The following is a 14,416-nucleotide window of genomic DNA, read 5'->3' as shown; positions in this document are numbered from 1 at the left end:
TCTCAGGCTCCGACTGCCGCCGACACCCGTTCGAGAGTGTCCAGTTCGTTCGACGAGAGCACCAGATTCGGGGCGTCCAGTAGCGCCGGGAGCTGCTCGGGCCGGCTGACGCTCGCGATCGGTGCGGTGATGCCCGGTCGAGTCAGCAGCCAGGCCAGCGCGACGGTCGAGATCTCGCTGTCGTGTGCCTGCGCGATTGTCGCAAGTTCCGCGACGACGTCGAGTCCGGCGTCGCTGAAGTATCCGGCGGTCAGTCGTTCGCGGGAGCTGCCTTCGATGTCCGCGCGGGTCTTGTATTTTCCGGTCAGGAAGCCGGAAGCGAGAGCGAAGTACGGGAAGACGCTGATGTTGTTGTCGGTGGCGATCTGGGCAAGTTCGGGTTCGTACGACTTGCGGTGAACCAGGTTGTAGTGCGGTTGCAGCGCGATGGGCGCGGCGTAACCGTTCTCCTCGGTGATCCGCAGCCACTCCCGGACGCGGTCGGGGCTGTAGTTGGAGATTCCGAGATAGCGAACCTTGCCCGCGACGACCAACGCATTGAAGGCTTCGAGAGTTTCCTCGAGCGGAGTCTGCGGGTCGTCGAAATGCGCGTAGTACAGATCGATGCAGTCCGTCTGCAGGCGCTGCAGCGACGCCTCAGCTGCGGCCGCGATGTTGTCGGCCTTCAGGCCCTTGAAATCGGGATGGCTACCCACCTTGGTGGCGACGACGATGTCGTTCTGCAGTCCCCGATCGGTGATCCATTTCCCGATGATCGTTTCGGATTCCCCGCCGGAATTGCCGGGAGCCGACGCCGTGTACGAGTCGGAGGTGTCGATGAAGTTTGCACCGGCTTCGGCGAACGAATCGAGGATCTCGAAGGACGTCTTCTCGTCTGCTGTCCATCCGAAAGGGTTGCCGCCCAAGCTAAGTCGGAAGATGTCGAGGTCCGAATTTCCGATGATCGCCACTGTGTGGAACTCCCGTCGATGAAGGTGGTCGCTGCATCCCGCACCGTACCCTCTCACGGCGCTGGCGATGGCGCGCCCTCGCCAGGTTCGCCGAAAAATGTATCGGATCGTGATTGCCGCCGTCAGCGTTGGGTATGGCCTCAAATACTGAATTCTTCGATGGACTGCTGATAGGAGCGTCCGATGATGATTGTGGACGAAGCCACCCGCGTCGTTCGTGGGGTGGCAGACGCAACGACGACGGTGGCCGGAGCCGTCGGTGGTGGAGTGATCGGTGGAGTGACGGGCGGGATACGCGGATCGGCGGAGGGTGTCCGAGACGGAATTCGTGCGGGTAGTTCCTCGACGCCGACGGCGGTTCTCACGATGGCGGCCGTGGGTGCGGCGGGATTGGTGGAATGGCCGGTGATCTTGGCAGTCGGCGGCACGGCCCTGGTACTCCACGAATGGGATCGCAAGAGCGGTCGGACGGATCGCGAGGTCAAGGCGGTTGGCCGCACGAGCAAGCCAGAACAGGTAAAGAAGGAATCGAGCGGAAACTCCCACAAGGCGGCCGGCCGGTCACAGGATCGAACTCACAGTTCTTCGCACACTCGATCCACTCACTGATGTTCTCAGCGATGGCCCGGCGTGCGGTGTCGGTGGCAACTTTGCCGCCGCGCCTGGCGTTGTCGGGACTCGCGTTGGTGGGCGGTTCGACGATTCCGCGAACCGCTGTCAGTGACGTGGCGTTGCGGACCGGCACCCTCGCGTTGGCGGGTGTGGGGATGATTCCTGCAGCAGCGGGATCGATATTCGGTGCCCCGCGAATCCCAGGTTCCGCCTATGTCTCGGCGGCCGCGTCGGCGATCAATTATCAACCCCGGGTGCGTCGGCGAATCGAACAGCGCCTTGGCCGTTCGCTCACCGACTTCGCATTGGAGTCGGCGACGTCGTTCGCGGACGTTCTGACCTATGCGCCTGCGTCATTGGGCGTGGATTTCGGGCTGCGGACGATGCTGCTACGCGAAACTCTGGCGGCGCGACACTCTCGGCGGGTGTGGTCATTCGAACCTGGCGGTCGCGGTGCTTCCACGAGGCCTGAACCGAGTGGCTCAGGTGAGCGTTACGCAGACAGGATCGCTGGGGTTCAGCTGGCGGCCGGAGCTGCACTGGCTACCGTCTCTGCCGGCGGTGACACCGTCGCGACGAGTATCAAGGTTTCGGCGCCGCGACCGCTTCGGATGTCGCGCGAATCATTCGCTGCTGGTTTGTCATACGGTCTGTGGCGGACGCACCACGTCGCCGTTTCGGACCCCGCGGCTCTACGCATGCTCGATCGTGTCGATACCGTCCTCGTCGATCCGAGTGTCCTTTTCGACGACGCGCTCCGGGTTTCCGACATACGAGAGGTGTCCGAGTCGGACCGCGTCGTGGTGTGGGCACATGCCAGGGAAGCGCTTGACGCCGGCTCGCTCCCGGTCGGAAGACACCGCATCGACGGCGCCGAAGTTGTCGTAAGACCGGTGCGAAAAGGGTTGGCGGAATCACTGATAGGCGAAATACGCGCGAGCGGGGTCGCAGCCGTCACGATCGACGACGACGGGCTCGGATCACTGCGAAGTGGATTCGACGAGCTCTATCCGGCGCAATCGACTGCCGAAGCCGGCCTGCGCGAGGCTCTCTCGGCGTTGGTGGCCGAGGGTCGGACAGTTGCGATCGTGTCGAGTAGGGCGATATCGGGACAGGCAGTGCTACGCATCGGGATTTCACCACCGAGTGGCGAGCACGTGAGTGCCGACATCCACACCGACTTGGCCGGGGCGTGGCGGGTTGTCCATGCGCTCCCGGCTGCTCGAACAGCGACGAGGCGCGGTGTCGAACTCTCCTCAGGTTCTTCGGCATTGGGTGCCTTGATCATGCTTCCGGGAGTTCGAGGGGCTGGGCCGGGGCCGATCACAGCTGGTTCGGCCGCGGGACTGTGGACCGGATACACCTTGTCCCGATCTGTGATTCAAGCGCCCGTCCCTGTCGGTACTCCGAGCGATACCTGGCATGAAATGGACGGTGATGCTGTCGTTCGCGAACTATCCGAATCCATCCGACATACACCGCACCGTGCGGAAGCTCGTGTGCGAGCGCCCGCACGGTTCAGGTTGATCCGTGACGGATTGTCGGCGTTGCGAACAGAATTGGCGGATCCACTGACGCCTGTGTTGGCGACCGGCTCCGCTGCCAGTGCAGTCCTCGGTTCACCGGTAGACGCCGTCCTGGTCGGCTCGGTCTTGGTCGGCAATGCTGCGATGTCCGCTGTTCAACGGCTTCATTCGGAGCGGGCGGTGCAGCGGCTCTTGCGGACTCAGGAACCGGTAGCTCGGCGAGTAACCAACGACGGCACGGTCGAGACAGCGGCCGACGCGCTCGAACTCGGTGACGTCGTGGCAATCGAGTCCGGGGACATCGTGCCCGCAGATTGTCGCCTGTTGAGCGTCGAATCGCTGGAAGTCGACGAGTCGTCGTTGACGGGAGAGTCCCTGCCCGTCGACAAGCAGACCGACCCGACCCCTGGGATGCCACTGGCCGAGCGACGGTGCATGGCCTACGCAGGGACAACAGTGCTTGCCGGATCCGGTCGTGGCGTGGTCACGGCCCTCGGAGCCCGAACGGTGACCAGGCGTGCCGATGTCGGTGTGTCCCGATCCGGACCTGCTGTGGGCCTGACCAACAGACTTCGCGAACTCACGAGGGCGACCCTGCCGGCCAGTATCGGCGGTGGGGCGTTGGTGACAGTCGCGGGTCTGCTTCGTGGTACCGGTCTGCGCCGCGCCGTCACCGGAGGTGTGGCCGTAGCTGTGGCTGCCGTGCCGGAGGGGCTGCCTCTGGTTGCCACTCTAGCTCAGCAGGCCGCAGCGCGAAGGCTCACTGCAGCAGGAGTGTTGGTTCGTGCGCCACGATCGATAGAAGCGCTCGGTCGTGTCGACGTGGTCTGCTTCGACAAGACCGGAACCCTCAGCGAGAACAAGCTACGGGTGGCCGCGGTCGAACGCGTCGACGGCTGGGACGAAAGCGAGATTCTGGAAGTTGCGGCGCGCAGTGCCCTGGGAAGTCGCGACGATCGCGTGTTTCATTCGACGGATGCCGCCGTCGTCGATGCAGCCCAGCAAGCTCTGGACGATGCTTCGGTTTTCGGTGACGTCGAGGCGAACAACCTCGTTCCGTTCAGGTCGGGGCGGCCGTACTCGGCAGCTTTGCTCGGCAGGCGGATCGCAGTCAAAGGTTCGCCGGAATTCGTGACCGAAGCAGGACGAGATCCGAATGCTGTGTCGGCGAAGCACGTTCAAAGCATGGCCGGACGCGGACTGCGGGTGGTTGCCGTCGCCCAGCGCGAGTTGTCGGAACACGACGCGCGACGCGCAGGCGAAGACTCGCAATTTCTCGAACAGTGTTGCTCCGAGGGGTTGGAAGCGGTCGGCCTTCTCGGACTCTCGGACACGCTCAGACCCGAAGCAACGCAACTTGTTCGAGAACTTCGAGGCGACGGACGGCAAGTGCGCGTGCTGACCGGGGATCATCCGACAACAGCGGCCGCGGTCGCCACCGAACTGGGGTTGGACGTCGCACGCGAGGATGTTGTCACCGGTCCTGACTGGGAGAACTTCTCTCGCGCCGAAAGACGGGATGCGGTCCGCGGCAGCAGCGTCTTTGCGCGCGTGACACCCGAGCAGAAGGTCGAAATCGTGCAAGCGTTGGAGACCGACGGGCGGGTGTGCGCCATGGTCGGTGACGGCGCGAACGATGCTGCGGCGATCCGAGTTTCCAGCGTGGGAATCGGGGTGGCGTCGACCGACAGTGATCCGGCGCGCGGCGCCGCAGACATCGTGCTCCTCGACGGCCGTGTCGGCGGACTGACCGACGCATTGGACGAGGGCAGTCAATTGTGGCGGCGGGTCAGATCAGCGGTAGGGGTTTTGCTCGGAGGCAACGCGGGTGAAGTCGCATTCGCGCTGATCGGTTCTGCGTTGTCCGGCGAATCACCGCTCAACGCAAGGCAGTTGCTACTGGTCAATCTGATGACGGACGCCTTGCCCGCTGCTGCGCTTGCGGTGAGCACCCCGTCCGAGAACGGATCCGAGAAGTCCGAACAGATGGACGCTCATGCGTTGTGGCAGACGATCGCTGTCCGCGGCGGTGCCACGGCAATCGGTGCGCTGGCAGCGTGGCTTCTGGCCCGGGCGAGCGGTAGGAGGCGGCGAGCGTCGACGGTGGCGTTGGTTGCCCTGGTGGGCACCCAACTGGGGCAGACGCTGCTCGAATCACGCAGTCCGCTGGTGGTCGCAACCGTTGCCGGATCCGCTGCGGCGCTGGCGACGCTCGTCAGCACACCCGTGGTGAGCCAATTTCTCGGTTGCACGCCGCTTGGTCCCATCGCCTGGGGCCAAGCGGTGGGCTGCGCGTCGGCGGCGACGCTGCTCGCGGCGCTGGCTCCGCGGGTGTTGGAGCGGATTGCCGCAACTGAGGAGAACGCGAACAGTCAATCGACGATTCGCAAGATCCCGACGCGAACGAGCACTGCGTACACCTCCCGAACCGGGGGAGTCAGCGCCCGCGACAGCGTGGAAATCAGCGACGTGGAAATCAAAGAAGCGGAAACCGGTGAATCGGACACGCTTGTGAGCGTCGCTGCTGGAAGTGACACGTCGCCGAACTCCCGGGCGACCCGAGATGAATCCTGAGGAATCGTGACATGTCCCAGAACACCGTCGACCACACGAACCCCGTCGATCACCGCGCGGTAGTCGAATCCGTCCGTTCGGCACGGAGCTTCGAGTTGGAGCTACCGATCGTCGGTGCCATCCCTGTTCCGAGACCCGAGCAGATCGCCTACTTTGCGGTGATGGGACTGATGGTCGCCTTCGAGATCATCGAGTGGCCCGTGGCAGTCACCATTGCAGCGGGGCATCTGCTCGCAACAGAGCAGCACAATCACGTCCTCGAAGAGATCGGAGAGGCGCTCGAGGGCGTCTGACGCAGGCGCTGCCTGGACACAAATCGAGCGGCCCCGCATTTCGCGGGACCGCTCGACGTGCGGAGAAACTTACTGCGCGAGTGCGCGCTTCATGCCGCGTTCGACTGCTGCGATGATCTGCGGACGCAGTTCTGCGGCAGGGACGATCTCATCCACCGAGCCGACCTCTCGGGCCCGCTGGATGTTGTGGATCGCTTCGAATTCGGATGCCACTTCGCCGAGCTTGTCGGAGCGGACGGCGATGCGCTGAGCGTTCAGTTCTACGCGCAGATGTGCTTTCTCCGTGTCATCCTTGGCTGCTGCCAAGTCTGCCTCCAGTTGCTGCACCTTCGGGTCGTTGTTGGTGCGGGTGTTCACCTCACGGGTGAAGACCACTGCGGCGGCGGGGGCGCCGCCGAGTACCGACGCGAACGAGCCTTCGACAGCAAGAACTTCCATGTTGTCGTTGAGCGCACCGGAGAACACGACGAACGCGCCGCCGTGGTAGCGGGAGACGACGCAGAACACGATCGGTCCGTCGAAGTTGACGATGGCGCGGCCGATCTCGGCGCCGTACTCGAGCTGGATGTTGCGCAGCGACTCCGGGGAACCGTCGAAGCCGGACAGGTTGGCCAGCACCACGATCGGACGGTTGCCGCTCGCAGCATTGATCGCGCGAGCAGTCTTCTTCGACGAGTTCGGGAACAGCGTTCCCGACGTCCAGGTGTCGGGACCGTCGGCGGGGAAGTGCCCCTTACGTGGGATCGCGCGGGATTCGATGCCCACCACTGTGACCGGATGTCCGGCGAGGTGCGCGTCCAGAACGACCGACGTGTCGGCGCCGGCCATGTCGGCCCAACGCTCGAGAACAGAGTGGTCCTGGTCGACCACCGAACGCATCACGGTGCGAATGTCGAAGGGCTTCTTGCGATCCGGGTTCTTCGCCGAGGAGAAGATGTCGCCGACCGTCTCGAAGTCGCTCGACGGGTGGGTGTGCGGGAAGCTACGCACGTCGCGATCGACGGGGTCCGTCGTCGCTGCGCGGCGCGGGAACCGTTCGCCGGGAGCGAGGTACGAGTGTGCGTAGTGACGGAACAGGATCTCGCACGCCGCAGTGAGGTCGGGGGCCCAGTACTGCGCCTGGCCGTTGGGGCCCATGACGCGGTCGTAACCACCGATACCGAAGTTGTCCTCGGCCGACACACCACCGGAGTAGTCGAGAGACTGCTTGCCGGTCAGCACCATCGCGCTGTCCGGGGTCATCACCAGAATGCCCTTGGTGTGCATCAACATGGTGGCTTCGGCGTTCCAGTAGGGCTGAGCGCCGACGTTGATTCCCGTGACGACGATATTGATTTCACCGCCGTTCTGGGTGAAGGTGATGATCCGGCGCAGGCCACGGGAGACCCAGTCCATGTTCTCGGTGCCGCTCTCCATCGAGATGGTGGCACCCGAGGACAGTGCAAACCACTCGACCGGGGCGTTCAACTTCTCGGCCAGGTCGATGGCAGCGACCACGCGTGAGCATTCGGCCTCGGCCACGGTACCGAGCGCCTTGGTGGGGTCACCGAAGAGCGCGACACGGGTCATTCCCTCGGGATAGCGCGGCGTCGGAGTGTTCACGAGGCCGACGACGATGCCGGCCTTGTTGAGCCCGTACGGACGCTCGACAGGTGAGAGGACGCCCGCTTCGTCGAAGTCGTGCTCGACGAAGGTGCCCTTGGTGCCGGTCAGGAGTGGAATCAGCTCGTACGGGTACACCGTGCCGCGTGCCCGCGAACTCTGGACCTTCTGGGCGTACGCGTCGAGGGGGAGCAGCGGTTCAGTGGGAGGCGTGGTCTTGTTGATGACCACACCGGCACCTGCGCGGTAGGAGAATCGCAGCGCAACTTCCTTGGGCGCGCCGCCCTTTCGGTCCTTCAGGCGGGTGATGAGTGTGATCTCTTCTAGCCCGGCGCCGACGGTCAGTCGGGCTGCGTTCTGAGCGATCACGGAGAAGCGTTCGCTGGGAACGTCGGCGACCGGCCACACGTACAGCACGACGCGGTTGGCTGCCAGTCGACGCTTGTCTCCGCGCTGGGACTGCGCACGGCGGATGCCGTCGAGGCACGCGGCAAGTGTGCGCTCGATGGCCGGAAGCGCAACCATCTGGCCTTCGTCGTCGAGCTGCGGTGTCACGTCACGGATTTCCGCGAGAGCGATCAGGCGCTCGTCCTTCGGGTTCTCCTTGGCGGAGAGGTGGAACAGGTAGGTGTTCTCCGGAGCCGGCAGACGCTTGCCGTTGAAGTTCTTCAGACGCCACATGTCCAGACGCTGACCCGTGAGCGGATGCATGTCGCGGATGATGTTGTCCTCGACCAGTTCACCGTCGATCGGGCGGAAGGTGACCCAGCGGACCGGCTCCCCATTCGGATTGCAGATGATCACAGTCGCGCGGCGGGACCGGGTGATCGTCTCGTTGCGCGAGAGTTCGGTGCGCAGCGTCTCGACGAGCGTGTCGCCGTCGGCGGGCTGATTCGGCCAGTCGAGGTAGATGTCGACTACCAGGCCGCGACCGGATGGAGCATCCTGCGCGATTGTTGCGACATCGTCGAGAGCCGTTCCGAGAGCGTCGAATTCGGCCACAGTCGAGACCAGATGTAGCCCGTCGCCCTTGAGGTCGAAGTTACCGGTCACGAAACGGCGGTCGACGTGCTCGAAAACGCGGACGTCTTCGAAGGAGTGAATCTTGTAGTAGCGACGCGTGATGACCTCGAGCAGAGGGCCGCCATCGCGGTTGCCAAGGCCGATCTTTCGACCCAACAGGTCCAGGAGCGGTTCGGGAGTGGCGACGAGATTGGCGATTCGCTCGTCGAAATCTGCAGCGTCCGGCTGCTCTTCGAGGTAGGCGAGGTTGCCGCGTACTCCGTCGTAGACGTCTTCGCGAACCTTGCGGATGCGCGGCTCGTCGAAGAACCGGAAGCGAAGGTTGCGGGCGACGTCGCCGATGACGGGGTAGCGGACCTGCGTCGCGACGATGAGTCGATCGAGAACCTCGTTGAGCTCCTGCGCCGAGCAACCGGGAGCCTTGTCGCCGACGAGCCAGCCTTCGAGAAGTGCTGCAATGACCGGGATCTGGGCTTCCATGCGCTGCAGAGCCAGGAAGAGTCGGTACACCGCTTCCTCGACGGCCTGGCGATCTTCCAGATCGGTGACGTCGTAGTGGCGAAGTGCCCGTTCGAGTCTCGTGCGGAACGACGCCGGCAAACCTTCGCGCTCGGAGTCGAGTGAGTGCAGGAAGGTGTGGAAGTGCTCGCGGGGGCTGTGGACGGACTCGTCCTTCGCGGACTCGCCCGAGGTGGGCTTGTTGCGCGAGAGTTCGCAGATGTCGGCGAAGGTGGTCAGCACAGCCAGTTCTGCCTGGACCAGTTCGCGGTCCTCGGATTCGAGTGCGCTGCGAAGTGCGTCGTATTCGGCCAGAACAGCGTTTGCGTGCTTGCCGCTGACGTCGTAGCCACTGATCATCGCGGTCAGTGCTTCCAGCTGTGCCAATGCATCTGCGCGGGTATCGGACCCGGAAGTTGCTGCGGGAAGATCGAATTGGACTCGCGGAGCCTTCTCCGTGACAGCTTCCTCACTGACCTGGTCGACGCGCAGGAGCGGTGCGCCGGCATCGACCTGGGAGTTGACGGTAGCGAGAACCTCACGCACTTTGCCCGCGTACGGAGCGCGAACCGCGGTCTCCATCTTCATGGATTCGAGCACGACCAGAGTGGATCCGGCTTCGACGTCGTCGCCGACCGCGACCGGTACTGCTACCACTACGGCGGGAGCCGGCGCGCGGACTACGCCGGCGTCGTCCTGGCTGATCTGGTGGCTGATGCCGTCGACCTCGACGAGATAGCGAGCCGGGCTCACGACAGAAACGACGTGGAAGCGGCGATCACCGATCACCAGCCGTGACTCGAAGTCACCGAGACGATCGACGTCGACCTCGATGTCTCCGGCGTCTCCGTCGACGCGGTAGCGGTGCGGGCCGATACGCCCGACAGTCAGTTTGTATGCCTGACCTTGGTAGTTGAGCTCGACGGTACGGCCGATCGCGTGATTGGCGCGTGGGCGGCCGCCACGTGCCGAGGCGAGGAAGGCCGCACGCTCGAGGGACTCCTCGGCGTCGTAAGCATCGATGGCGGTGGCGATCAGCGCGACGTCCGCGCGGCGAGTGGTGCCGGTGAGGGCGCCCGTGCGGTCGAGCCAGCCGGTATCCGCGGATGCCGAGATGACCTCGTCGCGATCGAGTAGATCGAGGAGGAACGACTTGGTGGTAGTGCCGCCGTCGAGTACGACAGTGGTTTCACGAAGGGCAGTGCGCAGACGCGCAAGTGCCTCGGAGCGGTTGCGGCCCCACGCGATGACCTTCGCGACCATCGAGTCGTAGTCGGGCGGAATGACGTCCCCGGCAGCGATGCCGGTGTCGACCCGGATGCCGGAGCCGAGCGGGAACTTGAGGAGCTGAACGGTGCCGGGTGCCGGCGCGAAATCGTTGTCGGCGTCTTCGGCGTTGAGGCGGGCTTCGACGGCGTGGCCGAATGCGGGCGGGCAGTCACCGACCAATTCGTCACCACTGGCGACCAGGATCTGCAGTTTGACGAGGTCGATTCCGGTGGTGACCTCGGTGATCGGGTGCTCGACCTGCAGGCGGGTGTTGACCTCGAGGAACGTGAAGAGCTTGTTCTCGGGCTGGTAGAGGTATTCGACCGTGCCTGCGCCCTGGTATCCGGCTGCCTTGACCAGTTCGGCGGACACCTTCTTGAGGTGGTCCGACTGTTCTTCGGTCAGGACGGGGGAGGCGGATTCTTCGATGACCTTCTGGTTGCGACGCTGAATCGAGCAGTCGCGAACGCCCGGAGCCCAGACATTGCCGTGGTTGTCGGCGATGACCTGTACCTCGACGTGGCGTGCATCGGTGACAAGGCGTTCGAGGAAGACGACGGGGTCGCCGAAGGACCGCTCTGCTTCGCCCTGCGTGCGCTCGAGTGCAACTTCGAGTTCGTCTTCGGCCCAGACCTTGCGGATACCGCGTCCGCCGCCGCCGCTTCGGGCCTTGATGATCAGGGGATATCCGATGGACTGAGCATGACGACGAGCGTCGGCGCGCGTTTCGACCGGTCCGCCGCTCCACGGGGCGACCGGTACGCCGACCTTCTCGGCCAGGATCTTGGCGGCAACCTTGTCGCCGAGCAGGCGCATCGCGTCGGCGCTCGGGCCGATGAACGTGATGCCCAGTTTTGCGACGATCTCCGCGAAGGCGGGATCCTCGGCCACGAAGCCCCAGCCGACCCAGACTGCGTCGGCCTTCGCTGCGAGGAGTGCTCGCTCGAGTTCGGCGTAGTCGAGGTACGGGCTACCGGTGCCGGTGCTGCGCAGGGTCACGCCCTCATCGGCCTGGCGGACGAACATGGCGCGGCGCTCGGCCTCGGTGTGCAGCGCAATGACGCGAATGCCGTAGTCGTGTTCGGCGTTCAGTTCGCGTACAGCCCTGATCAGCCGGACCGCGGCCTCACCTCGATTGACCACTGCGATTCGTTTGAACATTGTCACTGCCACCGTCCTTGATGAGATTCTTCGTCACGTACGTTGCGATATGAGCCGACCGTGTCCCACGTACCCGGATTCCCCGGTTCGTGAACTACGCCGCGATGCGCTGTGTTTCCCCCGGTTGCGCGTCGGCAAGTGATTGCCCTTCCGGTTCGTCGAGTCCCCTGCGCTGAAGCACTGTGTGCACCGAAGCGCTGTGTGCGCTGAGGCACTGTGTGCCTTGTGCGCCACCCTGCAGGCGTGGACTCAGAACCGCTCCAATCACGAATCAGCAACATATTGTGTCTGCTTCCAGGGAATCCCTGGTTTATCTAAGAATGCAGTATGTCGACGCTCATGTCACCTGGGCGAATTGAAGAATATTAGTCAACGTGAACCACGGTTACACATATGGCGTTAAATCATTGCGGTGCAATCGAATTCGGACTTGTGACACGGATCACGATGGTAATGAAATCGGCAAGAAAGTGAATACTCACTGGTAACAAAATCGCATATTGGGAGAATTCTCTGGGTTGCTCGATTATTACTGATCGGTACTACTGGCGAGTATTTTTTATGTCCGGTCGGACCGTATTCGAGAAATCGCCTTCGATGGTTGCGATGTGCTTTGCGATCGCGTCGAGTCCTGAGGGAGGGAGGTGCAATCCGTTGCCGAGAGCAAGTGAAGTCCGCTTGAAGTGCTCCACGAGTGGTTCGTATTTCGTGACCAGTCTCAGCCTGTCGGTCTCGCTCAGGTACTTCACGCTTCCCGCGTTGTCGACGAAGTCACTGAACTTCACGAGGAACACTGCGGGATCCGCTATCGCGCGGATGACGTGATCCTGATATCCGGCGGTGGTGTTGTCGCATGGGTAGTCGATTGGATTGGTCACTGCCTCAACAAGTTCGGAGATTCTGTGGCCGAAGCGCGAGGCGATGAGTGTTGACGCACGTTCCTGCGCTTCGGATGCGGACATGTCGTCTGCAGTCTGGCCACCGAGGAGCGCGATGACGGCGTGTGGTCGGTCTTCGACCGTGTCGTGAAGCGCGGTTGCGCTCAGGATCTCGACATCGGAGCACCCGTACCGAAGCAGCCGCAATACATTTCGTAGGGGATGAACGATGTAGGGATCCTCGTCGGACTTGATCCCGTTCTTTCTGAACTGATCGAGGTGCGCAAGGGTAGCGACCTCCATGGCGAGCCGTAGGGTTTCACCCGAGATCGCCAGCTCATCGACGGCGCTCTCGATGGCGAAGACCAGCGTTGCAGCGTCCATCTCCTTCAGGGGCAACTGGTCGAATGCAGACCTGATCGGGTCGGAGTTGCTCATGCCAAATAGCCTTCCGGTTGGTGAGGCGTCGCGACGAATGTCCTGGTGCAGATCTGCAATCGAGCCCTGATTGACGCCGGAAATACAGGTCGAGGTCAGAATCATCTTGATTCTATCCGGCGACTACGACAGCAAGTGTTCCTAGCGTTGTCATCGAGGTGGGCGGGGAGGTTCGTTCGCCTCCAACACAGGCAAATAGGGCAGGAAGAGGTTCGATGACCACGGAGGCGACCCTGGCGTCGTTTGTCGAGACAGTTGACACGGATGTCGACACCCATCCGCTGGACGATCCTGTGCGACAAGGACTTCGCGGACATCATGCGCAATTCGCTCGCTGGGCAGGGAGAGTTGCGCGATACGACCCGACGGTCGCGCCGTTTGTCGGTCATCCGCCCGAGTTGGACGCCGAGGACTGGGAGAACCTACTCACACTCGTAGGTCCTGGCGGCACAGTAGGTTTACGAGGATTTGATCATCGCCCGCCGGAAGGGTGGCGCGTTGTGGATCAGTTCGGCTCGGTGCAGATGGACGGATCCGCACTCGAAGTCTCCGTTGATCCGTCGGTCGAACTTCTCGGAACGGGCGACGTTCCCGAAATTCTGGCATTGATCGAGCGCACCAAGCCAGGACCGTTTCTTCCTCGTACCGTCGAGATGGGCAGTTACTACGGCATTCGCGTCGACGGAAGACTTGTTGCCATGGCGGGGGAGCGGTTGCACCCTCCGGGATGGACGGAAATCAGTGCGGTGTGCACTGACAGCGACTTTCGGGGGCGAGGCCTGGGTACGACGCTGATCCGTGCCGTCGCTACCGGGATTCGCGAGCGCGGCGAGCTGCCATTTCTCCATGCAGTGCAATCGAATACGAATGCGATCAGACTCTACGAATCACTGGGGTTCGTTCTCCGGAAGAGATCCAGGTTGACTGCGGTGCAGGCGCCTGCCTGATCGAATTCTCGCCGACGCCTGTGTTTCGGGCGCTCGGCCACTAGTCTGAACAAATGACAGTCGATCAGGCGTTGGACAGTGATTTCCTCACTCTTGCCGATCCGTACCGCCGCGAGTTGCTGGCGCACTGCTATCGCATGATGGGGTCGATTCACGACGCCGAAGACCAGGTCCAGGAGACGTTCATCCGGGCTTGGCGCGGGTTCGACGGTTACAAGGGCCAGTCATCTCTCAGGACCTGGCTCTACCGCATCGCGACGAATACCTGCCTGACCGCGCTGGAGGGGAGATCGAGGCGTCCCCTCCCGACCGGCCTCGGCGCACCTAGTTCGGACCCGGCCGACGATTTGATCGAGCGCAACGAGATTGCCTGGTTGGAACCGATTGCCGATTCTGCGTTGGGCGACGTCAATGATCCGGCCGTCATGGTCGTCAATCGCGATTCGGTCAGGCTCGCCCTTGTTGCCGCTTTGCAGCACTTGTCCGCGCGCCAACGTGCGGTTCTGGTTCTACGTGACGTTCTCCAGTGGAAGGCGTCGGAAGTTGCGGAGGCGCTGGACACCACAACCACTGCGGTAAACAGCCTGCTGCAGCGGGCTCGCGCGCAGATCAATCACATCGGACCCACCGAGGACGATCTCGTGG

The 14,416-nt window shown here is 63.2% G+C and carries 8 protein-coding genes (1 of these 8 running past the window's edge); 5 read left to right on the top strand and 3 right to left on the bottom strand.

Going from position 1 to position 14,416, the window contains the following annotated elements; all coding sequences use genetic code 11:
• Positions 1–2: 2 nt before the first annotated feature.
• A complete protein-coding gene (locus A0W34_RS19635) occupies positions 3–950 on the bottom strand; it encodes an aldo/keto reductase (RefSeq protein ID WP_007732210.1) in 948 nt (315 codons plus the stop codon).
• Positions 951–1,133: 183 nt separating this feature from the next.
• Here A0W34_RS19635 and A0W34_RS19630 point away from each other — a divergent pair, with 183 nt between their 5' ends.
• Genes A0W34_RS19630 through A0W34_RS19620 form a run of 3 tightly spaced genes read left to right on the top strand, consistent with a single transcriptional unit; the run spans position 1,134 to position 5,955 of the window.
• Positions 1,134–1,559, top strand: coding sequence for a hypothetical protein (locus tag A0W34_RS19630; RefSeq protein WP_050656660.1), 426 nt, complete (start codon positions 1,134–1,136; stop codon positions 1,557–1,559).
• Positions 1,559–5,662, top strand: coding sequence for a cation-translocating P-type ATPase (locus tag A0W34_RS19625; RefSeq protein ID WP_081558142.1), 4,104 nt, complete (start codon positions 1,559–1,561; stop codon positions 5,660–5,662). The genes A0W34_RS19630 and A0W34_RS19625 overlap by 1 nt, the downstream gene beginning before the upstream one ends.
• Before the next feature lie 11 nt (positions 5,663–5,673).
• Positions 5,674–5,955 (top strand): hypothetical protein, encoded by a 282-nt coding sequence (locus A0W34_RS19620; protein WP_030536904.1) that lies wholly within the window; start codon positions 5,674–5,676, stop codon positions 5,953–5,955.
• 69 nt (positions 5,956–6,024) lie between these two features.
• Here the strand turns inward: A0W34_RS19620 and A0W34_RS19615 are convergent, their stop codons facing one another.
• Both A0W34_RS19615 and A0W34_RS19610 read right to left on the bottom strand, forming a co-directional pair.
• Complete coding sequence (locus A0W34_RS19615) at positions 6,025–11,508, bottom strand: ATP-binding protein (protein ID WP_081558839.1); 5,484 nt, start codon at positions 11,506–11,508, stop codon at positions 6,025–6,027.
• Between the two features lie 542 nt (positions 11,509–12,050).
• On the bottom strand, positions 12,051–12,824 hold the full coding sequence (locus A0W34_RS19610) for a hypothetical protein (RefSeq protein WP_225320093.1): 774 nt from the start codon (positions 12,822–12,824) through the stop codon (positions 12,051–12,053).
• Positions 12,825–13,039: 215 nt separating this feature from the next.
• Between A0W34_RS19610 and A0W34_RS19605 the strand changes: the two genes are divergently transcribed.
• Entirely contained in the window at positions 13,040–13,771 is a 732-nt protein-coding gene (locus tag A0W34_RS19605; RefSeq protein ID WP_081558141.1) for a GNAT family N-acetyltransferase, read from the top strand.
• Between the two features lie 53 nt (positions 13,772–13,824).
• A protein-coding gene (locus A0W34_RS19600) for a sigma-70 family RNA polymerase sigma factor (protein WP_003945115.1) crosses the window boundary here: on the top strand, positions 13,825–14,416 show its 5' portion. Its footprint extends 383 nt past the window's final position; 592 of the gene's 975 nt are visible here — the first part of the coding sequence; it begins with the start codon at positions 13,825–13,827; its stop codon lies beyond the right edge, outside the window.

It is taken from the genome of Rhodococcus sp. BH4 (assembly GCF_002079265.1).
Lineage (GTDB): Bacteria > Actinomycetota > Actinomycetes > Mycobacteriales > Mycobacteriaceae > Rhodococcus_F > Rhodococcus_F qingshengii.
Note: the sequence above shows the minus strand (reverse complement) of the source record. Positions and strands in the feature narration are given on the sequence as shown.